Annotated in this window: 16 protein-coding genes and 2 pseudogenes; 14 read left to right on the top strand and 4 right to left on the bottom strand. The window is 48.1% G+C overall.

Features of this window, described 5'->3' with window-relative positions; genetic code table 11:
• Positions 1-346: 346 nt before the first annotated feature.
• The 7 genes and pseudogenes from JCM10914_RS29285 to JCM10914_RS15645 all read left to right on the top strand — a co-directional run bounded on the left by JCM10914_RS29285 (position 347) and on the right by JCM10914_RS15645 (position 10,659).
• Positions 347-1,195 carry a glycoside hydrolase family 27 protein gene (locus JCM10914_RS29285; protein WP_023962638.1) on the top strand — a complete coding sequence of 283 codons (849 nt, stop codon included), beginning with the start codon at positions 347-349 and terminating at the stop codon, positions 1,193-1,195.
• Complete coding sequence (locus JCM10914_RS15620) at positions 1,162-4,506, top strand: X2-like carbohydrate binding domain-containing protein (RefSeq protein ID WP_023962640.1); 3,345 nt, start codon at positions 1,162-1,164, stop codon at positions 4,504-4,506. The genes JCM10914_RS29285 and JCM10914_RS15620 overlap by 34 nt, the downstream gene beginning before the upstream one ends.
• A 350-nt stretch (positions 4,507-4,856) precedes the next feature.
• A pseudogene (locus JCM10914_RS15625) lies at positions 4,857-5,815 on the top strand (ABC transporter permease).
• Between the two features lie 37 nt (positions 5,816-5,852).
• Positions 5,853-6,749, top strand: a complete 897-nt coding sequence (locus tag JCM10914_RS15630) for a carbohydrate ABC transporter permease (protein WP_023962646.1) — start codon at positions 5,853-5,855, stop codon at positions 6,747-6,749.
• Positions 6,750-6,784: 35 nt separating this feature from the next.
• Positions 6,785-8,296, top strand: a complete 1,512-nt coding sequence (locus tag JCM10914_RS15635; protein ID WP_023962648.1) for an extracellular solute-binding protein — start codon at positions 6,785-6,787, stop codon at positions 8,294-8,296.
• Between the two features lie 240 nt (positions 8,297-8,536).
• Positions 8,537-9,658 carry a substrate-binding domain-containing protein gene (locus JCM10914_RS15640; protein WP_023962650.1) on the top strand — a complete coding sequence of 374 codons (1,122 nt, stop codon included), beginning with the start codon at positions 8,537-8,539 and terminating at the stop codon, positions 9,656-9,658.
• Between the two features lie 158 nt (positions 9,659-9,816).
• The gene (locus JCM10914_RS15645; RefSeq protein ID WP_023962652.1) at positions 9,817-10,659 is read left to right on the top strand and encodes a hypothetical protein; all 843 of its coding nucleotides are present in this window, start codon (positions 9,817-9,819) and stop codon (positions 10,657-10,659) included.
• 193 nt (positions 10,660-10,852) lie between these two features.
• Here JCM10914_RS15645 and JCM10914_RS15650 read toward each other — a convergent pair whose 3' ends face one another.
• Complete coding sequence (locus tag JCM10914_RS15650; RefSeq protein WP_023962654.1) at positions 10,853-11,380, bottom strand: hypothetical protein; 528 nt, start codon at positions 11,378-11,380, stop codon at positions 10,853-10,855.
• 305 nt (positions 11,381-11,685) lie between these two features.
• Here JCM10914_RS15650 and JCM10914_RS15655 point away from each other — a divergent pair.
• The 3 genes and pseudogenes from JCM10914_RS15655 (at position 11,686) to JCM10914_RS15665 (ending at position 14,755) form a co-directional block, all read left to right on the top strand.
• Positions 11,686-12,842: pseudogene (locus tag JCM10914_RS15655) on the top strand (type III polyketide synthase).
• Positions 12,829-13,554, top strand: a complete 726-nt coding sequence (locus tag JCM10914_RS15660) for a methyltransferase domain-containing protein (RefSeq protein WP_023962660.1) — start codon at positions 12,829-12,831, stop codon at positions 13,552-13,554. Before JCM10914_RS15655 ends, JCM10914_RS15660 begins: the two are co-directional and overlap by 14 nt.
• Positions 13,555-13,603: 49 nt before the next feature.
• Positions 13,604-14,755, top strand: a complete 1,152-nt coding sequence (locus JCM10914_RS15665) for an NAD(P)/FAD-dependent oxidoreductase (protein ID WP_023962662.1) — start codon at positions 13,604-13,606, stop codon at positions 14,753-14,755.
• Positions 14,756-14,817: 62 nt separating this feature from the next.
• On the opposite strand, the gene JCM10914_RS15670 is transcribed toward JCM10914_RS15665, so the two are convergent.
• A complete protein-coding gene (locus tag JCM10914_RS15670) occupies positions 14,818-15,771 on the bottom strand; it encodes a tyrosine-type recombinase/integrase (protein ID WP_023962664.1) in 954 nt (317 codons plus the stop codon).
• Positions 15,772-15,965: 194 nt separating this feature from the next.
• On the opposite strand from JCM10914_RS15670, the gene JCM10914_RS15675 reads away from it, so the two are divergent.
• A complete protein-coding gene (locus tag JCM10914_RS15675) occupies positions 15,966-16,886 on the top strand; it encodes an aminoglycoside phosphotransferase family protein (protein ID WP_023962666.1) in 921 nt (306 codons plus the stop codon).
• A gap of 69 nt (positions 16,887-16,955) precedes the next feature.
• Here the strand turns inward: JCM10914_RS15675 and JCM10914_RS15680 are convergent, their stop codons facing one another.
• On the bottom strand, positions 16,956-17,639 hold the full coding sequence (locus JCM10914_RS15680) for a DUF1796 family putative cysteine peptidase (RefSeq protein WP_023962667.1): 684 nt from the start codon (positions 17,637-17,639) through the stop codon (positions 16,956-16,958).
• A gap of 284 nt (positions 17,640-17,923) precedes the next feature.
• Positions 17,924-18,622 (bottom strand): alpha/beta fold hydrolase, encoded by a 699-nt coding sequence (locus JCM10914_RS15685; protein WP_023962671.1) that lies wholly within the window; start codon positions 18,620-18,622, stop codon positions 17,924-17,926.
• Between the two features lie 339 nt (positions 18,623-18,961).
• On the opposite strand from JCM10914_RS15685, the gene JCM10914_RS15690 reads away from it, so the two are divergent.
• Genes JCM10914_RS15690 through JCM10914_RS15695 form a run of 3 tightly spaced genes read left to right on the top strand, consistent with a single transcriptional unit; the run spans position 18,962 to position 22,910 of the window.
• Complete coding sequence (locus JCM10914_RS15690) at positions 18,962-20,518, top strand: FAD-dependent oxidoreductase (RefSeq protein ID WP_197286851.1); 1,557 nt, start codon at positions 18,962-18,964, stop codon at positions 20,516-20,518.
• Positions 20,519-20,520: 2 nt separating this feature from the next.
• Positions 20,521-20,766: a hypothetical protein gene (locus tag JCM10914_RS29290; RefSeq protein ID WP_197286852.1), complete on the top strand. Its 246-nt coding sequence runs from the start codon at positions 20,521-20,523 to the stop codon at positions 20,764-20,766.
• 53 nt (positions 20,767-20,819) lie between these two features.
• Positions 20,820-22,910: a beta-galactosidase gene (locus tag JCM10914_RS15695; protein ID WP_231638674.1), complete on the top strand. Its 2,091-nt coding sequence runs from the start codon at positions 20,820-20,822 to the stop codon at positions 22,908-22,910.
• Positions 22,911-23,211 lie beyond the last annotated feature (301 nt).

The following is a 23,211-nucleotide window of genomic DNA, read 5'->3' on the forward strand; positions in this document are numbered from 1 at the left end:
ACATTCTTTGATGTTGATGATGAGTGAGAGGGGCCATCGCTGCACGCTGCGAGGGCCCTTTTTGCTTGTTTTGATTTATAAAAATTCGGGAAAAGGGATGGTGTACAGGGAATATGTACCGTCGATTTAGAGGAAATCGGGACGGTATTTCATGAATTGAACCTATCTGGAAATCGATGGATCTTCTATGATCAGAAGTGGGAAAGCGCTATCATTCATTGGCGGACATGATATAGGGAGGTGAAGAAGCACAGATATAACATGAAGACTTATCCGAATGACTTGAGGATGCTGCTAATGAATTCGGTAAGCGACAGCCTATTATCCGCGAAAAGGAGAAGATGTGATGAAGAAATGGAAGCGCGTGGTTCGGGTGATGCTGGCTGCCTTGTTAGTCACAGCACAGACCACCTTGGGGTTCCCTCCCCAAACGCCCCTCGTCCAAGCGGCCGAGAATGACCTAGCGAGTAAGCCTTATATGGGGTGGAGCAGTTACAGTCTACAAGTGTACCATACCGGTGATTGGATTACGGCGGATCATATTAAAGCGCAATCCGATGCGATGCATGAGAAACTGCAGCCCTATGGATATGATTATATTAATGTAGACGCGGGATGGAATGGAAGCATGGATGAGTACGGCAGGCCCGTTCCAAGTACGACGCTATATCCGGACGGACTTCAGGACGTGATCGATCACGTCCATGCCAACGGCCAGAAGTTTGGACTGTATCTGATCCCGGGATTATCCCCGCAGGCATATGAAGACAATCTGCAGATCTACGGCACGTCTTGCCGGATGCAAGAGATTGCCGCGCAACCGCTGCAAGATGCGGATTACTGGGGACTCGGTTACAAGATTGATTTCTCCAACCCTTGTGCGCAAAAATATGTGGATTCCATTGCAGACCAATTGGGGGAATGGGGAGTTAACTTTATCAAATTCGACAGTGTTACACCGGGTTCTGGTATATCCGATCTGTCGATGGATGCCCGTGACGATGTGAAGGCTTGGTCGCAAGCACTCAAGCGTCATAATATTTGGCTCGAATTATCCTGGGCACTGGATATCAACTATATCGATTACTGGAAAGAGTATGCCGATGGTTGGCGTGTCGATTGGGATATCGAATGCTACTGTGATTCGGAAGCGCTTACGACTTGGTCCAGTATCGCTCGCCTGTTCCCGAGGTAGAGCAATGGTGGCGGCATGCCGGTCCGGGTGGCTGGAACGATTTTGACTCTTTGAATGTGGGCAACGGTGAAATGGATGGATTGACAAAAGACGAGCGTCAATCGGCGATGACCTTTTGGTCGATATCCTCTGCTCCGCTCTACATTGGAGATGACATGACGCAACTGGACGACTATGGCATTGAACTGCTAACGAACGAAGAAGTTATTGCAGTCAATCAAGCGGGTCGTCCGGCGCGTCCGATATCCACGGATACCGAGCAGCAGGTATGGTATGCGAACAATGGTGATGGCACGTATACGGTAGGGCTGTTCAACCTTGGTGAAGAGAGCGCAGAGGTTACCGTAGACTGGAAGGCCATTGGTTTAGAAGGTGCGGCATCCGTGCGTGACCTGTGGAGTCGCACCGAACTTGGCATCTTCAAGGATGGTTATGGTGCTGAACTCCCTTCGCACGGTTCACGTCTGTTCCGCGTGTCCGCACAGGAAGGCTGGGTGGCAGTGAACGATGATGACACCGCCATGAACTACATCGGAAATTGGGTGCGCAACGGCGGCTTGGAACTTCCGGCGGACACGCAAAATCTCGTGGTCGACGTGCTTGACGAGAGCGTTAACGGAAGCACGATTAGTCCCTCAGCCGCGAGCTTCGATAAGAATACCGCGGAGCAGCAGGATGTAACGGTAACAGTAGAATGGAACGACAACACTGAGATTCGTCGTATAACAGGTGGCGGTCGTGATTTGGTTCCGCAGACCGATTATACAGTGAGTGGAAATCAGATCAGTATTCATAAATCCTATTTGGCGAAGCTTCCGAATGGAGCGACGAATTTGACGTTGACCTTCCCCACCGGGGCACCGCAGCAGCTTCTTCTAACCATCATGGATACAACGGTGCAGGATAGCAAGGTATATCCGCCCGTCGTTAGCTTTGATCGTAATGAACGGTTAGCTTCGGATCAACATGGCGCTAATCTTACCATCGCATCGAACGGGAATAGACTGAGTGACATTACACATGGCAATACAACACTCGAAGCGGGAGCGGATTATACCGTTTCAGGTAATCAACTGCTATTAAAGAAAGAATTTCTGTCCACGCTACCAGTGGGAATGTCTGAACTCGGGTTCACATTTTCCGATGGTAAGGCACAACGGTTGACGGTAGTGGTCCGAGATACTTCTGCAGGTGGTATGATCTCGCTGAATGATGACGATCCGGGCATTAAGTATACGGGAGCTTGGAACCGCAGCTATAATCGCGGGTTAGGAGATTACCGTGACGATGTTCATTTTGCGGAGAAGAATGGGGAGTATTTCGAATATACGTTCCAAGGAACGGGTGTTGAGCTTGTTACAGAGCTTGATCCTTCCCAAGGCGAGATCGATATCTATGTAGACGATGATTTTGTTCAGACGGTTAACACATCGAATGCTGGACGATTAGCCCAGCAGACGGTATTCCATATGTCAGGTCTTGAGAACGGGACGCATACCGTCAAAGCGGTGAAAAAATCCGGCACGTTCATGCTGCTGGATCAAATCCGGATCCTGGTGCCCGATCTGATCACGCCGTCCGAGGTGAAATACGATAAAGCGGATGACGCTCAGCATGACGTTACAGTCACACTTGCCACGTATGACAATCATACGTTGAGTCGTATCACTAACGGCGATAGTGAACTTGTTAAGGACGAGGATTACTCCATAGCCAATCAACAAGTACTTCTAAAGCAGACTTATTTAGATGCGCAACCGATTGGAATAGCGGATCTTCTATTCTCCTTCAGCGGAGAAGCTTCGCAATCGCTTGCCTTGTCAGTAGAGGATTCGGCTGCCCCAAACAGTCTGTTGAACTCAGCGGAAGAGGAGTTTGATAAGAATGAGACTGCGTTGCAAGACATAGTGGTGGGCGTTGATTGGAACGGTAACACGCTGACTGGTATTTCCCATCGGGGCAACGATCTGGACTCAGATACAGACTATGCGGTAAATGACAACCAAATCGTGCTAAGTAAAACGTATCTAGCGGAATTACCGGTAGGCCGCACCAATCTGACATTCACGTTTAGTGCAGGCGCGCCGCAAACCTTGGCCATTGACGTGCGGGATACAACACCACCGTACAGCACCATTCAGCCGAGCGCGACAAATTTCGATAAGAACGCTGAAGCACAGAAAGTTATCACAACAACGATGGAACTAAACGGAAATCAATTGACTGATATTGCTTACGGCAATTCAAATCTTGCACAGGGTACGGATTATATCGTCTCTGGCAATCAAGTTACGGTCTTGACACCGTTTCTTGCACAATTGCCGCTTGGTACGGCGGTGCTTGAATTTAAGTTCGACTCAGGCAAATCGCAGGAACTGGCAGTGGTCGTAATCGACTCTTCCAGAGGACGTTATGTAAGCATTAACGATGATAACCCTCGGGTGAAGTATAGCGGAGCATGGCAGCACAACAGAAATCGTGGTGTGGGTAACTATAAGGATGATGTGCATTTTACCGAGAAGAACGGTGATTATTATGAATTCACGTTTAAGGGAACCGGTATCGAGATTATCACCGAGAAAGATAATGCACAAGGCGATATGGATATTTATGTTGACGGCGAATTCCAACAGACGATAAGCACCTATGCTCCAGAGAAGCAGGTTCAGCAGAGTGTATACCACATTGCAGGACTGCCCGATGAAGAGCATACGGTGAAGGTCGTGAAAAAATCAGGCTATTACATGCTGCTTGACCGCTTAAAATATCAGGTTGCCGACTTAATCGAGCCAGATACGGCGAGCTTTAACAAGAGTGGCAATAAACAAAAGGATATTGAGGTCAGCCTTCGCATCGACGACACCAATCTGCTAGAGATCCGGCATGGCTCAACCGTGTTGAAGAAAGGCAAAGATTATAGCATATCCAACGATAAGGTAAAGCTTAAGAAATCCTACTTCATGAAAGCGCCGGCGGGAACGAATGTGTTCGAGTTCCGGTTCCGCGGCGATTACTTGAACGATGTGCACGCTACGGACCAGAACGACGATTACTTCGAGTATACATTCCAAGGAACGGCTGTTGAGCTGTTGACACCAAAAGGACCGAGTCAAGGGAAAATCGATATTTACGTGGACGGCAAGTTTAAGAAAACGATAAATGCACACCATGACAGCCGACAGACCGTACAGAGCGTCTATCGTTTGACCGGGCTTAAAAATGGCACGCACACGATAAAGGGCGTTAAACGCTCCGGAGAATGGATGATGGTCGATCAACTTAAGTTCTATGTCAAACAAAACAAATCGTAAGAAATCGTCTTTGAAATAACGAACTGTACATTAAGTCTTTCATTTCGATCATCTTCAGATGGTTGAAATGAAAGACTTTTTATATTTCTGACCCAAACTTACACGAGTTGTCATAACAAATATCAACTTTATATAACTAAAGTCACAATTTTCCACGCAGTTATTGACGAAATATCGAATCATCACTAGAATGTGTTATAACAAATAATGAATTACATAAGAAGTGTCAGTACAACAAAATGTAGGGAGAGGTGATAGTCAACAGGAATCCAAGTCTATTGAATGAGTTGTTAATAACTGCCAATCTCCTAATACCTGATTTGTTATAAAGAAGGAGGTCATGACAACGTATGGATGCCCGGTTAACCTCGTCATCGCCGCAGCCTGTGTCCAAGCCTAGCAGATGGAAACATGTCAAGCGACAGCTTAAACGTAACATTGGGCTGTATATCATTATTTCACCGGCGGTGCTTTACTTTTTGATCTGGCATTATTGGCCGATGTATGGCGTGCAGATCGCATTTAAGGATTTTATGCCCGGTCTCGGAGTATGGGATAGCCCTTGGGTCGGTTTTGAACACTTCGAACGACTATTTGACGCTTATTATTTCTGGACGATTCTAAAGAATACCATTGGCATCAGCTTGTATGGTTTATTGGTAGGCATTCCAGCGCCAATTCTGCTTGCGTTATTGTTCAATGAAATCAGAGTCCGGAAATTTCGCTCTTTCGCCCAGACCATATCCTATGCACCACATTTTATTTCGGTGGTCGTCGCCGTCGGCATTCTGTTCTTCTTCATCTCACCAACGAACGGTGTGATCAATTCGATCTTGGTCTCTTTCGGGAGGGAACCGCTCGACTTTCTGGCCGAGCCTTCGAATTTCTGGCATCTGTATGTATGGTCGGGTGTATGGCAAGGAGTCGGCTGGTCATCACTCATATATAGCGCAGCCATATCCGGGATTTCACCGGATTTATATGAAGCAGCTATATGGACGGCGCCAGCAAATTTCGGAGAATCTGGCATATCACGATTCCAGGTATTGTGCCCACCATTATGATACTGTCCATTCTGAGTGCAGGTAGTATTATGAGTGTCGGCTTCGAGAAGATCCTGTTAATGCAGAACGCGATGAATTTGGAAACTTCGGAAGTTATCTCTACTTATATGTACAAAAGCGGACTGCTTAACACCCAATATAGTTTTTCCGCAGCCGTCGGACTGTTTAACAACGTGATTAACTTTATCATACTGATTATCGTTAATTCCGTTGCCAAGAAGGCAGGAGAGACGAGCTTGTGGTAGGGGCGGTTAAAGTAGGAGATCAGGAGGGGAACAAACCTTGTTGCTCAATATCAAACGAACACCCGGGGAGAAGCTGGCCGACATCATTATTCTTATACTTTCCATCCTCGTGACGATTGTCATCTTGTATCCACTGCTATTTGTATTATTTGCTTCCTTCTCGGATCCTCGTCAAATATGGGAGAAACCGCTGCTGCTGTATCCGACAGGCTTTAACCTGGACAGCTATGCGAAAGTGTTCGAGAACAAGGAGATATGGAGAGGGTATGGTAACACCATTCTCTATGCATTCGTGGGCACGGCAATCAATATTATGATGACGGTGCTGGGTGCGTATCCACTATCTAGAAAGCGCTTTTATGGCAAAGGCTTATTCACGATGATATTTGCGTTTACGATGTTCTTCGGGGGCGGGCTCATTCCATTGTACCTCGTGAACAAAGAGCTTGGCTTGCTAAACTCGATGTGGGCTTTAGTGCTTCCTGGTGCAATTAGCGCGTACAACATGATTATCATGCGAACTTATTTTCAGACCAGGATTCCTGTAGAACTAGAGGAAAGTGCTTATGTTGACGGTTGTAATGATTTTCATATGCTCTACAAAATCGTTCTACCATTATCGATGCCTATCATCGCGGTGATGATCCTATTCTACGGGGTCGGCCATTGGAATTCGTATTTCGACGCCATGATCTATTTGACGGATCGAGATAAATTCCCGCTGCAACTCATATTAAGGGAAATTCTGGTCCAGAACGACTTCAAGGAGATGGCCGGGATATCGGTCGGTGCCGAATATGCTGATCAGATGATGGTCAAAGAAGGCTTGAAATATGCAATTGTCGTGCTGTCTGCATTACCGCTGTTGTTACTGTATCCGTTGTTATCGCGCTTCTTTGAGAAAGGCATCATGGTGGGAGCTATCAAAGGTTAAGACAACTCTTAATTATGGAAAGAGGGATCGTAGATATGAGAAAAGGACTACAGCTAATGCTTACCGCCATGATGTCGTTTGCGCTTCTATTGACCGCTTGCAGCGGATCGGGAGGAGGAGCGACGCCCGAACCAAGCGGAACGGACGGAGAGGAAGGCAAGATCTCGCTCAAGATTGTAAAGCGCGGGTATACGGATGTGCATCCGCCAGCCGACCAATTGTGGATGTGGCAGAAGTATGAGGAGATCTCAGGTATTCACGTTGACTTCGAGGAGTTAGCGGGTGCCGCCGTAACGGAGAGAAAGAATGTGATGCTTGGATCGAACGATCTGCCTGACGCATTCTACCGGATCGCTTTCGGGACGGACGAGCTGATGAAGTATGGCCAACAGGGTTTGTTCTTGCCGTTAGAAGAGTTAATCAAGGAACATGCGCCTAATTTGAACAAGCTGCTCAGCGACAATCCGGATATTAAAGGGGCCATTACGATGTCTGACGGGCATATTTATGCACTCCCTTATGTCGACTTCTCCAAGGCGTTCAACTCGGTTCGACTATATATCAACAAGGGCTGGCTAGATGAAGCGGGACTCGATGTACCCCAGTCAACCGAGGAATTCCGTCAGGCACTGATCAAGGTGCGGGAGAAGGACAGTTCTCGTCTGGGATGGGTGCTGGAGACGCAATATTGGACGTTCCTGGAGAGTTTCTTGGCCGGTAGTTTTGGCATGGGCGAAGGAGGAGCCAAGGCTTGGGGGCAATATTTGTACAAAGATGAGGACGGTCAAGTAAAAACGACGTTCAATGATCCGAAATACAGGGAGCTTCTGCGTTATATGAATGATCTGTATAATGACGGATCTCTCGCACAGCAGAACTTCACGACAGGCTATGATTATGCCAAATGGTCAACGGATGGCTCCAACAACATGATTGGTTCGTTTGTATGGGAGGGGCCAGGTTATATAGGTAAAGAAGCCGCAGAGAATTATGTCGGAATCAACGCGCTGGAAGGTCCGAGCGGGGACAAGCTGGCTGGCGTGCTGGGGCCGCCAGCCAAGGGAATCTTCGGCTTTATCATCACGAACAAAAACCAGCATCCCGTTGAAACGATCAAATGGATAGACTACTTCTACGGTGAAGAAGGCATTAACTTCGGTACCTTCGGTCTGGAGGGCGAGACTTACGATTTGGTTGATGGTAAACCAAAGTATAAAGAAGACATTCTGAATTACAAAGGCGGCGTACAGTTGGGTGCATTCCAATATGTCGATAACGTATACGGGGCTTATTATCCGTATGTAGAACCGGACGACGAATTGCGAATGGCGGCAAGAGGTACGACCGTCGCTGATGAGATTAAGGCAGACCCGGCTGAGTTGGATGAACTCGCTCCGAATGAGCTGTGGCCTGATTTTGTGCCAACGGACGACGAAGCCAAGACGACAAGCGCGATTCTTACGGATATTAATAAATATATCGAGGAGATGCGGGTGAAATTTGTTACAGGCAAAGCAAGCTGGATAATGACTGGGATACTTACGTGAAGACGCTGGATAAGATGCGTGCGCAGACGTACCTGGATATCAAGCGTGCGCAGTATGAACGATATTCCAATGTAAATTGATGCTGAATTGAGCAGATTCGAAAATTATTTGGGGATCTTCCTCCACATGGAGGATGCCCCCGAATCTGCAAGGGATATGTCCGGTTTACATGCAACCGAGGGAAACGCTATAATTTTAGAGAGAGAATGAACTTAAGTAAAAGATAGGATGAGAACCAAGTTGAGCAAAGACAATAAACCGCTGTATAGCTTGATCATGGACGAGCTTAAATCACAAATATCCTCGGGGCACTATCTTCCTGAGACGCAATTGCCAACGGAAGCTGAGCTGAGCTCCAGGTTCGGGGTGAGTCGAATTACGACGAGAAGAGCGCTCGAAGAGCTAGAGCGGGGCGGCTTTATCTACCGAATCAAGGGGAGTGGCAGCTTTGTCAAACCGAGAAGCAAGGGCAATGAGCAGCGATCCGAAGGGACGGAGAAGATGATCTCGCTGATTCTGCCATCGGAAGATGAACGGGGTACGATGGGGTATATTCGAGGAGCTTCAGACTGGTTAAACGCTAACGGTTATTATTTGAGCATACATCAGAGCGATTACGATTCTCAGAAAGAACGAGATCTGCTGGAGATGCTGACACGGAAGGGCATCGCAGCCATCATTCTGTATCCGAGAAACGATCTGACGAACTTTGATATTCTTCACAGACTTTGCCTTGAAGAATATCCGATCGTCACCATCGATAAATATTTTGACAGTTTGCCGTTAGGAGCCGTTGTATCCGATAATTTCAACGGTTCCTATCAATCCGTTTCCAGGTTGATTGAGCTCGGTCATCGTAAGATCGCGTTTCTGACTGCGGTCAGCATTGAATCAACCTCATCCGTACGCGATCGATATTTCGGCTACTGCCATGCGCTTAAAGATCACGGGCTCCCTGTTGACAGCCGATATATTAAGCTGAATATGAAGGGATATCGGGAACAGGTCGGCGTTGAACGATTTTATGACGAATTGTTGGATTCTTATCGCGCAGAAGGGGTTACAGCGGTTCAGACTGAAAATGATCTAATCGCAGCTAATCTGCTGAACCTTTGTTTGGAACGAGGGATCCGTATTCCTGAGGATATATCAATTATTGGCTTTGATAATAATCCAGTTACAGAGCATGTCATCATCCCGCTGACCACCGTCGAGCAGAATTTTTACGAGATTGGACGCCAAGCGGCTGAAAGTGTTGTTCAATGGCTGGAGCGAGGAGTACAACCTTCTAGCCGAACGCTTGTCCCGGTCAAGCTAGTGGAGAGAGGTACAACAGCTGCGGCCCCGAATCTGAAAGTATAAGTATTAGCAAGTATCGAGTAAACCTGGTTGTGGATTGGGCAGCGGCCCGTTCATCTGCAATCGGGTTTTTCTATGTCTCTTTACGAAACGAATAGTTACCGCTGTCGTATTATACAGACTAGACTTTACATACTGCTATCTGGAGAAGGTGTGAATAGGTGACAAGAAGACCGAAGAACAAATTGAAGCCTACACAAACATATACATATCAACGTAAAAACCGAAAGTCACCGAAGAAGAAAAAATCCCGCAGCATGGGGCTGATTATCCTCGAAGCAATCGGATGGGTTATTCTACTTGGGGTGTTGCTTATCTATTCGAATACAAGCCGAGTTATATCCATCATTAAAAATGCTGAGCCTGTGGAACGTTTGACTGAAGACAAGACAGGCATTGTCAGAGTAGAAGGTGCTGCGGTAAGTGAAAAGCTCATGACAGATGAAGGCATGCTGCGGCGGGAGTATGCTTTGCTGCAGAAGGAGCCATTCAACTGGACCTGCAGCCGCAGCGGTTGCGATTATAAGATTGATGATTCAGAGTCGACGAAAATCTGGGGCGAAATGACTGTAAATGGAGTTCATATCAAGGCGGAGAGATATCAATTCTATTCGAACTGGCTGCCCCTGAATGCCGCAACGGTAGAAGACAATCATTTCTTCAATATCCATGAACGCACTTCTCCCCGTCCTCTCATCGAGGTAGATCAGAAGAGCATGGCGTACGGATACCACGCCATTTCCCCTGGGGATTGGGTGACGGTGATCGGCGAGGCCAAGCAAGGCGAGCTGCAACCTATAGCGTTACCGGGTAACGAAGATATGCAATCTGTCATACTTATCGGCGATCATGTTGACCAAATGATATCGAAGGAGAAAGGGATTCGAACCAGATTTCTGATTGTGGGAATTGTAATTATGCTGATGTTGCTGCCGACGAACATTGGAAGAGTAAGAAAGCTATATCGAAAAATCGAAACGAGAAGGGCTAGCAAACAAGGATAGAAAAAACATATCCTTATGGAAACTCGCTTAACCCCGCCGACTTCGTTGGTGGGTTTTAAGCTTGCTAACAGTTAATGCTTCATCTAATCGTTTTCGCGCTGTTTAACTCGCTTTTGAATCATATCAATAATGGTCCGATAATACGATACGGGATGCGGCACCATATCCGTTATACCGATCTCCATATCGGTCGCTACCTTTTTCCCTTGCGAATCAGTTCGAAACCCATGAACAGGGATCTTGTCTTTAGTACCCAGCCACAAAGAGGCGAAGTCCGCAACGCTTGCACTGAACATTCCGGATACTTCCTCAGGTTGAAGCACAAAATCATCGAGGCTCTGCGACATCGGGTACAAAAAGACGTGGGCGAATTCATTATCGATGAAGCATCTTTGGTCATCGTATATTTCTGCACGCCAAGCGGTATCAAATCATCATAAGCGACATCGACCCCGATTTCTTCCTGAATCTCTCGTATGCCATCCATGACCGTCTCGGTGGCGAGCAGGTGTCCCGCGGCTGTAATGTCCAGCAGGTTCGGATGATCTTTTTTGTCCGTACTTCGCAGCTGTAGATAAATACGTTCGATTCCTTCTTCCTTTTTGATGAACCAGCACTGAAACGCCTCATGCCAGTGCCCCTGGCGATGGACCTCATCGCGAGTGGCAGTTCCGATGCGCCGATGGTCGCCATCGAACACGGCAAGAACCTCGCTTTCCATAACATCTCCCCCTCTAAAGCATACAAGTGTTAACGTACTTCATTATTTTAGCATGTCGTTCGCCTGTCTTCATGCTTGTGCTGAATGAAATTTGGACATCGCTGAAAGATCCATCTATCAGCTTATGAATCATTCGATATAAGTTAACGAAAAATAAATTATGTAAACTAAATTCCACACTCAGAACGAAACGGGATATAATTGTATATTTGGGAAAACCTAACCTTAGGAAAATGAGGCTATCGGATTCAAATACTCTGCTAAGGGTAAACATGAATAATTGAAGCGATACAGGAGGTTAGGGTATGAAACAACCGATGGAAAAGACAGATATCGCCATACTGGGCATGGGTACAGCACTGCCCGTGCATTCCGTTGCTCAGACTGACATTGCGAATCTCATTGCATCCACGCTGCAGGACAGACCGGATCTGGCTCGCTTTGCGCGAAGAGTATTTAAATCATGCGGGGTGGAGAAGCGTTATACGTGTGAATCCAACTACTTGGACCCTGTGGAGGAATGCCGTTATCTGCCTACAGGTGATGAGTCCGTGATTCCAAGTACCGAAGAACGCATGAATACATACAAGCGAGAGGCGCTTCCGCTTGGGATTGAAGCCGCCGGCAAGGCGTTAAAAGATGCCGGAATCACCGCTCAGCGCATTACGCATATCATTACGGTCAGCTGTACCGGTCAATACCAGCCCGGACTCGATGTGATGTTGATCAAGCAACTCGGCTTATCCCCGCGCGTGAACCGGCTGCCATTAATATTTCAAGGATGTGCTGCAGGACTTAAAGCGATCCAGATGGCTCGAGATGTCGTTCAAGGAGCACTGGCTCGCAAGTGTTGGTTGTTTGCGTAGAGTTATGCACGCTTCACTTTCAACCGGTTAAAGAGAGAGAAGCGTTGTTTGCAGCCTCGTTCTTCGGTGATGGAGCTTCAGCATGCGTGATTGGTCATCCAACATCTGTGACCACGGATTATCTGTCACTGGGCGCTGGATACTCCGTTATCTTACCGGACTCCACCGAGGATATGACATGGGAGATCGGAAATACCGGCTTTGATCTGTTTTTATCACCTCGTATTCCGAAGCTGCTCGGCGTTCATTTGGAAGAAGAGCTGCATCATTTGCTTCAGGGTGATAAACTTCCGGAATTATGGGCAATTCATCCGGGAGGACGGGGGATTGTCGACAGTGTTCAGGACGTGATGAAATTAACCGATGAGCAAACAAAATATAGCAGAGAGATTCTTCGAACTGCCGGTAATCTATCTTCGGTCACGATTATGTTTGTATTGAACGCGATGCGCCAGGAAATGAAAGCGTTGAAATCAGCTTCAACTGACGGGGTTGCGATGGCTTTTGGACCGGGTCTTACCGCAGAGCTCATGCGCTTCAGCTATGTGAAAGCACATTCACCATTAGTGAAGGAGCAGGACCATGTCCTTCTTTAGGACGTTGTCCCATCGGGCGCAGGAAGATGAGCTAATGGATGACTTTTCCATGGGCGGAGAAGAATTAAGCGAGGCGCTGAAGCACTTGAGACGGTTGAATAAGATTTTTGCCGCAACGGGTCCAACCCTCGCTGGCGTTGAGAAATTATGGACATCCATCGGCTGCCCGACATCTCTTCGTATTCTGGATGTGGGGGCCGGTTCAGGGGATGTGAACCATAAGCTGTTAGAATGGGCGGACAGTAAAGGGATACAGCTTCACATTACGCTTGTCGATATGACCGAGGAAGCGTGTGAAGAAGCCAGACGTTTATTTCGAAACGAGTCCAGAGTTCATGTCCTTCGTGCAGATGTCCGAGATTTACCGGAAGCGACGGCCGATATCGTAACCGGCTCGCAATTCGTTCACCATTTTGATGGGCAGCAGTTAGTGGATATCGTGTCCCATATGCTGCGAACTTCGAAACATGGCGTTGTCATTAGTGATATTCATCGTCACGTCGTCGCTTACACGGCGGTATGGATCACGACGCGTATCATATCCCGAAATCGCTATATTCGGCATGATGGGCCGCTTTCCGTTGCAAAGGGCTTTAAAGGCAGGGACTGGCAAGAGCTGAAAAAACAATTGAATCACGAGTCGATGACCTACGAATGGAAGCCGTTATTTCGTTACTCAGTAGTTATTCCGAATCAGAGCTCAACTTCATGATGAGAACAAGGCAATTGTGTTGACAGCTGAAGGAAGTGGAGGTGTGCTTATGTCTATGCAAATGGATGCCATTGTGATTGGTGCAGGAATAGCCGGAACAAGCTCTGCCTTACAGCTCGCCAGAGCAGGGCATCGGACTCTGTTATTGGATCGTCAGCAATTTCCTCGCCATAAGACATGTGGTGAATTCATGTCACCCGAGACAAGAGAAATGCTGGAATACCTGGACATTTATCTGCTTGACAATGAAGTCAAGCCAAGTACGATGGACCATGCGAAGATCATCATGCCTTCAGGCGGAGAGATTGCAGCCCCGTTACCTGGTCCGGCATATGGAATCAGTCGCTTTGAACTGGATCGTCTCCTGCATGAGCAGGCTACGGCAGCAGGTGTGCAGATCGCTACAAGAACAGCAGTTACAGATATTAAGCAGCTTGGGGATCAGAGTTATGAAGTCATTACGCAGCAACAGGGCAAACCTGTGCATTACCGAGCCAAAGCTGTTATTGGAGCCTACGGCACCAAGAAACCTCGCGGCATTCCATATACGCAAGAAGAGCGTGACGACACGGTTTATGTCGGTGTCAAATCGCATTTTCAAGGAATTATGGTACCGTCTCGTGTGGAATTATACTTTTGCGATGGGGGCTATGTAGGAATCTCGCCGATCGAGGATGGTAAGGTCAACGTTGCCGCACTGCTAGCGCTGGACGTTGTTCAAGGAAGCGGAAAGTCGGTACCTGATATTCTGGAAGCGGCCACTCGTTCCAACATGTCCTTAAGGAAGAGAATGGAGGCTGGCACTCCCGTTCCGGGAACGCAAGTATCCATCGCACCGCTTCGTTTGTCTGACACGCCTAACCCTTGGTCTGATTATCCCCATATCGGGGATGCCATGATGATGCTGCCTCCACTATGTGGAGATGGGATGTCGATTGCCCTGCGTTCTTCCTTATTATGCTCGCATTGGACTGACCGTTATCTTCTGGGGGAGATAGGTTATACGGAGTGGCAGGAGGGATACTCGAATGCAGCGAATCAGACGTTCACGCAGCTGCTAAAACGTGCCAGAAGAATTCAGAAGCTGGCCTTTGCCAAAACCAATCGCTTCTATCCAGGCATAGCCCGGGTAATTCCGGGTCTCGCATCGTACGTTATTAAATCCACTCGGTTATCGGAGTCAGGCTCATTGACACGGTAATGACAATCATTCATGATAAACCCGCTGCATCAGCGGGTTTATTTGTGTTTGTCACCGTTCATTCATCCCAGATGCATGGGTCCCCCTCTGGTAGCGTAAGAATGCGGAATAGCCGGACGAATCTTGTTCATTGCACGTTCCTTGGTCTCATCTAATACATGCGTATAGATTTGTGTCGTGGAGATATCTTCGTGTCCGAGAAGTTCTTGTACGGCACGCAGATCGGCTCCGTTACGCAGCAGTTCCGTAGCAAATGAATGCCTCAATTTGTGGGCGGACAACGATTGCCCGGATAACTGCGGGTATTGCTCGGTCATCACGGCAAATGTCTTCTCGGCAATCGTCTGGACCATGCGCTTGCTGATTCGCCGACGAAACTGGGAGATGAAGAAGGCATTCTCCTTCATATTATGGGGAACAATGCGATCAGCCAAATACAATTGTAACAGATGATTCATTTCGGTGGGGAGGGGGATATACCTCCATTTATTTCCTTTTCCAAGGACGCCGATATGGGAGTTCTCCTGATCGAAATCCGGCACGTTGAGCTTTACGATCTCGCTAACGCGAAGACCTGCATACGCCATAAGCGCGATGATGGCAACATCCCGGGTTATGTACCGGCCGTGAACCCATTCCAGGCAAGCATCCAGGAACTGTTTTTGCAGATAGGTAGGTTGACGATTCTTCTCGACCTTGGCTTTCTCGATCTCCATCGCTGGATTATGGGTTGCTATTTTAAACCGCATTAACACTTTGTAGAAGAGGCGGATAGCCGATTGGCAACGGTTCCGATAGCGAGCGCCAGCGCCGCCTTCCCGGATTTCGGTGAGATAATACATCACATCAATGTCGGTCACATCCGTAATCGGTTTGCCATGCAGCGCTATGAGAAAATGCTTGATGTCGTGCAGATATCCGTTCTGCGTATCTTTGGAATATTCACGATCTTTCATATAGGAGATGAATAGCTTCATTTCACGATCATATTGCTCAAAAACTTCGGTATATTTCATAAGCCTCGCACCAGTCCAATCGATTTGAATCGAAATTGCATTAAATATAGATTTAATGCAATTTAATTATAGCAGAATGGAGCGTTATGAAGAAGAGAAGGGGGTATAGCAGGAGCTAATTTGTTCATAGAGAATTAACATATAAGAAGGTAGATACTGCAGCCTGCAGAATGAGAAACAAGGAGAACGAAGTCATGAATAAGCATTACGAGTTTAAGCGAGATGAGATGGAACAGTTTATCCAGCGCTTTGGTGAAGATTTGTATGAGCAAGTCCAACGGGTCCTGGACATCTATGCGGAAAAGTGGAAGTTGAGCGCGTTTGACTTTATTCCTTCCTACTCTGCAAATTTGGTGTTTACATGCCATGCAGAGGAATACGGTTATGCCGTTCTGAAAGTAAGCGGTGTCGCTTCGGATAGCATCCATACAGAATATCATACGCTGCGTGAATACAGTGGTGGACGATTCTGTCAGGTATACGAGGCTGATCTGGCAGCCGGGATTATGCTGGAAGAAGGTATACAACCAGGTGATGCACTGCGAGCCGAGGCTTCGCTGGATGCAAGGCTGTCCGTGTTTAGTCATCTTTATCGGGATATGCATAACAAACCGGCGAATGCCGATATCTATCCAACGTACATGCACTGGGTCGACAACATAACAGCCTACATGGGCACGCGTGCGGATTGTGCAGAGTTGCATCAATACATGCTGCGGGCCAATGAAGTATGTCGGTCCGTTTCTGCTCAGTACTCGAACAATGTGCTGCTTCATGGCGATTTCCATCACGATAATATACTGCGTGCTAATGATGGGACGTATAAGATTATCGATCCCAAAGGAGTTATCGGCGATCCTGTCTGGGATGTTCCGCGTTTTATTCTCAATGAATTCGAGGATGACATTACACCAGCGTTGTATGAGAAGATCAGCTATATTATCAACGTACTCGAAGGAAGCCTTCATGTTCCGAATGAAGTGATTAAGCGATGCCTCTTCGTAGAAACCGCGATGGGATCATGCTGGAGTGTGGAGGACGGTGCAACGCCTAAGGAATGCAACGCTTTACTCGAACGTGTAGTTTTCGCAGCCAAGCTCGCTGGCGAGTTATGAAGATGATCATGTAGATGAACGAAAAGCTGCCCAAGCGGGCAGCTTTCAGGGGCGGGCGATCATAACGTTTCAGCTCCAATGTCCGGTTAGACGCAAGCCCAAATATGCATAATTCCACACATTCAAATCATTCGGACGATCGAGCGGAACTTGAAGTGTGCTAATGCCATCAAAGCCCCAATCGATTTCTTGAACATAGGTCATACCTTCAATGGGTTGCATAAACAATACGTTGCACGTGCCAGAAACGAAAGGGGATAAGGCAGCGTGGAGCTCAACGGCCTCTTGGGGGTTTACAGGACCCCATCTTACGAATAACACAGATGAACTGTTCTTAAGGACATCATAGAATCTACGGATTCTTTCTTGCAACTTGGCTTTGTATGAATCGTACGTCTCCGTCCAGTCTCGGTTGGGCCGCACCGGGAAGTCATGCACGGATATTACATTGTACCACGTATCTAGTATGAAATGAGCGTCGTCATGCGCCTGTCCAGCCTGATTGGGGCTAGCAATGCCATCCTCCAAATAAGCGGAGGTGCCATCAATCTTCTTGATACGCTCAAGGTCCATGAAGCCGTCGAAATGGTTGCTGATTAACCGTGTTACATCGGGAAGCGAATTCGAGATCATCCAGTCCAGCGGGAACGAGAATCGTCGCAATTGATGCTGGCGCAAATAGATGGATGGACCGCACCAGGATCCCAAACCAATGATAACATCGTAGGCGCGTTTGATATTTAGCAGTTCCATACTTGTCACCTCGCGGTCATATGAATCTACTCCTATCGTATGCGGCCTTATATTAAGATGTATAGTTATACATGGCTAATAAAACGCCTATTTAAGCAAGCGTCCGTTGGGTTAGAAACCATAGACGCGACAGTAATAGTTCTTGATCAAGTCGGAGATCAGCGCACTCTTTTCCTCTAGAATGAAATGTCCACCACATAATAGATGAATCTCTGCTCGCGAGAGAATCTTAGCGAAGAAGTTGGCGCCATCCACCGTAAAAATAAAGTCATTCCTTCCCCATGTCACAAGGCAGGAGGCTGGTAATGATATAAATATTGCTGCCAGCGTGGGTACTCCTTCACGTTGTTGCGATAGTCATAGCCTAGTGCCAACTGAATCTCATCGTTACCTGTTCGGTTCAAGAAGAATTGATCCATGGAATAACCGTCCGGACTTACGACTAGCGGTTGGCATACACCCGTGAGATATTGTTGCATCGTAAACTCAAAGCGGGCCAGGGTTGCAAATTCTGCTTGATTCGCGGGTGACGGATCGCGCCATAACTTCTTGAACACGTCAAAGGGCTGTCCTAATCCGTCTACGTTCACGACTGCATTCTGAATCACGAATCCGAGGATTCGCCAAGGAGATCGAACAGCGATGCGAAACCCGACCGGACCCCCATAATCATGACAATACAAGATGCAACGGGAAACATCTAATCGGGTAAGAAATTGTTCAATGATTCGTGAGATATGCTCAAACGTATACTGGAACTCGCGAACGCCAGGCATGCTGCTATTACCGAAGCCGGGATAGTCCGGCGCTATGACATGATACCGATCGGCAAGCAGCGGGATTAAGTCTCGAAACATATGCGAAGAACTTGGAAACCCATGCAACAAAACGATGGTCGGTTTGGAAGAATGACCTGCTTCGCGATAGAAGATTTCGACATCTTCTACTTGTAACTTTTTGTACATGACGTGATTTATCATCATGATCTATCTCCTTATACATGTGTACTAAAGCGTCGTTATCCTTCATTATGTATGTGGAAATTACGTGAAATAGAATAAGCGTACCTTCGAGGATGCACGTCCGGCTAGAGTAAGCGGGTTAGTACGCGAATCGGTAACAAAGTCCGTGCGCGGTGATAACACCGTGCACGGACTTTGTTGCTGTAAGGTGCTCCGCCCATCCGTTGAATTCTGCATCAAATCCGAAACAAAAACGAAACTAAAAATAAACCTCCACTGCCGATACAATGGAAATATCCATTGGAGACGGACCGGCAGGGGTTGCGATCTTTGCCGTTATTGAAGAAAGGATAGGTGTTGATGGAACGTTTATATACGGAAGTACTGATTGCCGGAGGCGGCATTTCCGGTGTCACAGCCGCTTTGGCGGCAGCCCGGAACGGCGTGAAGGTCGTCATTTGTCAGGACAGGTCTGTACTAGGAGGGAATGCGTCTTCGGAAATTCGGATGCATATCGTCGGAGCGGCTCACTCCAAGCGGGGAAAGGCGCTGGAGACAGAGGCCAGGGAAGGCGGCATAATTGAAGAAATCCTTCTTGAATGCGCGGTTCGTAATCCGCAACGTAGCGCGTCTATGTTCGATCTTATTCTATATGAGAAATGCAGAGCGGAACCGAACCTGACGCTGATGCTTAATACTGCGATTACGGGCGTGCAGATGGACGGGAATCGAATCGAGTCGGTGAGGGCTGCCAGGGAAAGCACGGAGCATGTCTTTGACATATTCGCAGATATCTTCATGGATTGTACGGGAGACGGCCGTCTCGGCAAAGAGGCAGGTGCGTTATTTATGACCGGCAGGGAGTCCGCACAGCAGTATGGAGAGTCGCTGGCGGAAGAGGAACCCGATTCGCATCGTCTGGGTTCTTCGCTATTATTTACGGCCCGGGATGCCGGCAGGGCCATGAAGTTTATACCGCCTGTATGGGCGAGGAAATTTTCGGAAGAGGATTTGAAGTACCGCAGCCATACCTCGTGGGAATATGGATATTGGTGGGTGGAGTTCGGTGGATTGTTGGATACCATTTCGGATAATGAAACGATCCGTGATGAATTGCTGGCCATCATGATGGGGGTCTGGGACCATATTAAGAACAGCGGCCAACATCCGGAGTCCAAGAACTGGGCGCTGGACTGGTTCGGCTTCGTGCCCGGAAAACGTGAGTCGCGCCGGTTTATCGGGAAGCATCTCCTCACTCAATCCGATTTGGAAGAGGCTGTCCATTTCGAGGACGTAATAGCGTATGGCGGGTGGCCGTTGGATACGCATCCTCCGCAAGGAATCGAAGCGAAGGATCGCGAGCCCGCCCGGCAGCCTCATACAAACTATGTATACGGGATTCCGCTCAGGGCGCTGATCAGCGCTAACGTGGATAATCTGATGTTCGCCGGACGCAATATATCGGCTACACATATTGCTTTCTCAAGCACGAGGGTAATGGCAACATGCGGCGTGATGGGACAAGGCGCGGGTACGTTCGCGGCAATGGCGGTGAAGGAGGGCCTTTCGCTGGAGGCAGCTTGGCCAAACCGGGAATTGATCCGCAAGACGCAGCAGCAGCTTATGACACAGGACGCTTTTCTTCCCGGCATCCCCGCGACCTTAAATCTGGCGAGTCATGCTACCGTTCGCGCTTCGTCCGAACAGCCAGAGGGGAGGGCCTTGAATGTCATCGACGGAATCACCCGTTCCATGCATGGAGAGAACGGAGTCAGGCAGGACCTGGCCGTTCCCGGCACGCATCGCTGGATGTCGCATCCGGAGGACCGGGAACCTGGATCGAACTCGAATGGGAATCACCGGTATCGGTTCGTAATATTGTCATTGTGTTCGATACGGGCATGCACCGGCGGCTGACGTTGACGCACGAGGACCGGTTGCATCAACAGCTCGAATGGGGGCCGCAGCCGGAAACGTTGAAGGAGTTTCGGATCATCACTTCCTTTGCAAACGGAGATGGCATCGAAGTGATGCACATTCGGGATAACTATCGGCGTTTGATTGATCGCACGGTAAACCTGGATCAAGTTCTCAAGCTCCGCTTGGAGGTGCTCGGTACCAACGGACTGGATCATGCAAGAATTTTCGAGATTAAATGCTATTGAAGGAGGGTACGAGTTTGATCGAACGAAAGCCGCTTTTTCCGAAACTGAACCGAATGCTGCACGGCGCAGATTACAATCCCGAGCAGTGGACGCATATGCCCGACATTCTGAATGATGATATACGCTTAATGGGACTTGCCAAGTGCAATGTCATGACGATCGGGATGTTTTCGTGGTCCAAACTGGAGCCGAAAGAAGGAAGCTTTGATTTCGGCTGGATGGATGAAGTGATAGATAAGTTGTATCATAATGGCATTTATACCATACTGGGGACGCCCAGTGGAGCTCGTCCGGCCTGGTTGGCAAAGAAATATCCAGAAGTGCTTCGCGTGAGGCCCGAGCGGATACGCAATTTGTTTGGACTTCGGCATAATCATTGTTATACATCGCCTGTATACCGGGAGAAGGTGAGCCACATAAATACGTTGCTGGCGGAGCGCTATCGCGAACATCCGGGCTTGCTGCTCTGGCACATCTCCAATGAATACGGCGGCGAATGCCATTGCGATTTGTGCCAGGCGGCGTTTCGTTTATGGTTGCGGAACAAATATGAGAATGATTTGGGCAGATTGAACGAGGCGTGGTATACCACCTTTTGGAGCCACATCTATACCGATTGGGAGGAGATTGAGTCACCTTCCCCAATAGGCGAATTCAAATTGCAGGGATTACTATTGGACTGGAAGCGTTTCATAACCGATCAGAGCATTGACTTTATGAACCAGGAAATCGAACCGTTTAAGCGGCTTGCCCCCGACATTCCCATTACGACGAATTTTTTGGGAGGGTGCATCATCAATTATGACAAAATGGCAGAGCATATTGATATCGTGTCATGGGACAGCTATCCGCAATGGCACGGAAGACATCCTGATTGGCGGACGGCCTGTCACGCGGCATTCATCCACGACAAGTATCGCTCGTTCAAGCCGGAGCAGCCGTTTCTGTTGATGGAAAGCACGCCGAGCATGACGAATTGGCAGGAGGTTGCCAAGCTGAAGAGGCCCGGGATGCATGCGTTGTCCTCTATTCAAGCCGTCGCGCATGGCTCCGATTCTGTGCAATATTTTCAGTGGCGTAAGAGCAGGGGAGGTTCGGAGAAGTTTCACGGCGCCGTTCTGGACCATAGCGGACATGAGCATACGAGAGTTTTTCGGGATGTTGCAGAATTAGGTGCTTGTCTGGAACGTCTGGATTCGGTTATCGGTAGGATCGTCCAGGCGGAAGTCGCGCTGATATACGACACGGAGAACAAATGGGCGGTAGAAGGAGCAGACGGACCGCGAAATCCGAAGCTTAATTACGATGAAGAGGTACTGCACCATTACGAGCCGTTCTGGAAGCTAGGGATTCCGACAGACGTTGTATCCATGGATCGCCCGCTGGACCGTTATAAGTTAGTAATCGCTCCTATGCTTTATATGCTGAAAAAGGATACGGTTGAGCGGTTGGAGGCCTTCGTCCGTTCCGGAGGGACGCTTGTCCTGACTTATTGGAGCGGGATTGTCGACGAGAACGACCTTTGCTTTTTAGGAGGATTTCCGGGACCCCTCCGCAAGCTTGCGGGAGTATGGGCTGAGGAGCTTGACTCGCTATATGTTGAAGATCACAACTCGATTGTTATGAATGGAGGTCAAGGGGACGGCTTAACAGAAACGTATTCGGTGTCGCTGATGTGCGATCTGATTCATGCCGAAACGGCGGAAGTTCTTGCGGAGTACGGGGAGGATTTTTATGAAGGTTATCCCGCATTAACCGTAAACCGTTTTGGAGATGGGGAGGTCTATTATTTGGCGGCACGAACGGAGCAGGCGTTTATGGATGATTTCTATGGCGAACTTGCAACCCGTTGCGGGATTGAGTGCGCGGTTCGGGCGGAGTGGTCGGAAGGCGTAACGGCACAAGTGCGTACAGATGGTACCATGGATTATATCTTCCTGCAAAATTATACCGACAGGGAGCAGCTAATCACATTGAAGGAGCCTGTTTGCGACCTGGAGGGAGCTCCGGCCGGCGAAAGCTTGCTTCTTCCCGCGTACGGGTTCCGTATTTTAACGAAAAAAAGAAAGACACTGAAACAACAATACAGGTCCGCCGCTAATCCAATAAGCAATGAACCTGCCGAAAACAATGGGACCGAATGATATTCGGCCAATTGCATTGAAAATGCGAAATAAGTTCAGCCCCTACTTAAGGCCCTGGTCTCCGACATCAGGGCATTTTTTTTGTGTCATTAGTCCCGCGATGTAAAAGATACTATTGTACATATTGAATATCTATAATATATTATATATAATGATTGTAGGAAGGAAATGGAAGAGATGAAACTGTTCTATGGAATAAAGCGCAGCATCAGGTAACAACTATTGAAAGCGCTATTATTGAAAGGGGGGATGCTTTTAGAAAAAGAACGGTAATGGGTACAGTAAACCGATTAAAGGAGAT

The organism is Paenibacillus sp. JCM 10914 (assembly GCF_001315105.1).
Lineage (GTDB): Bacteria > Bacillota > Bacilli > Paenibacillales > Paenibacillaceae > Paenibacillus_AQ.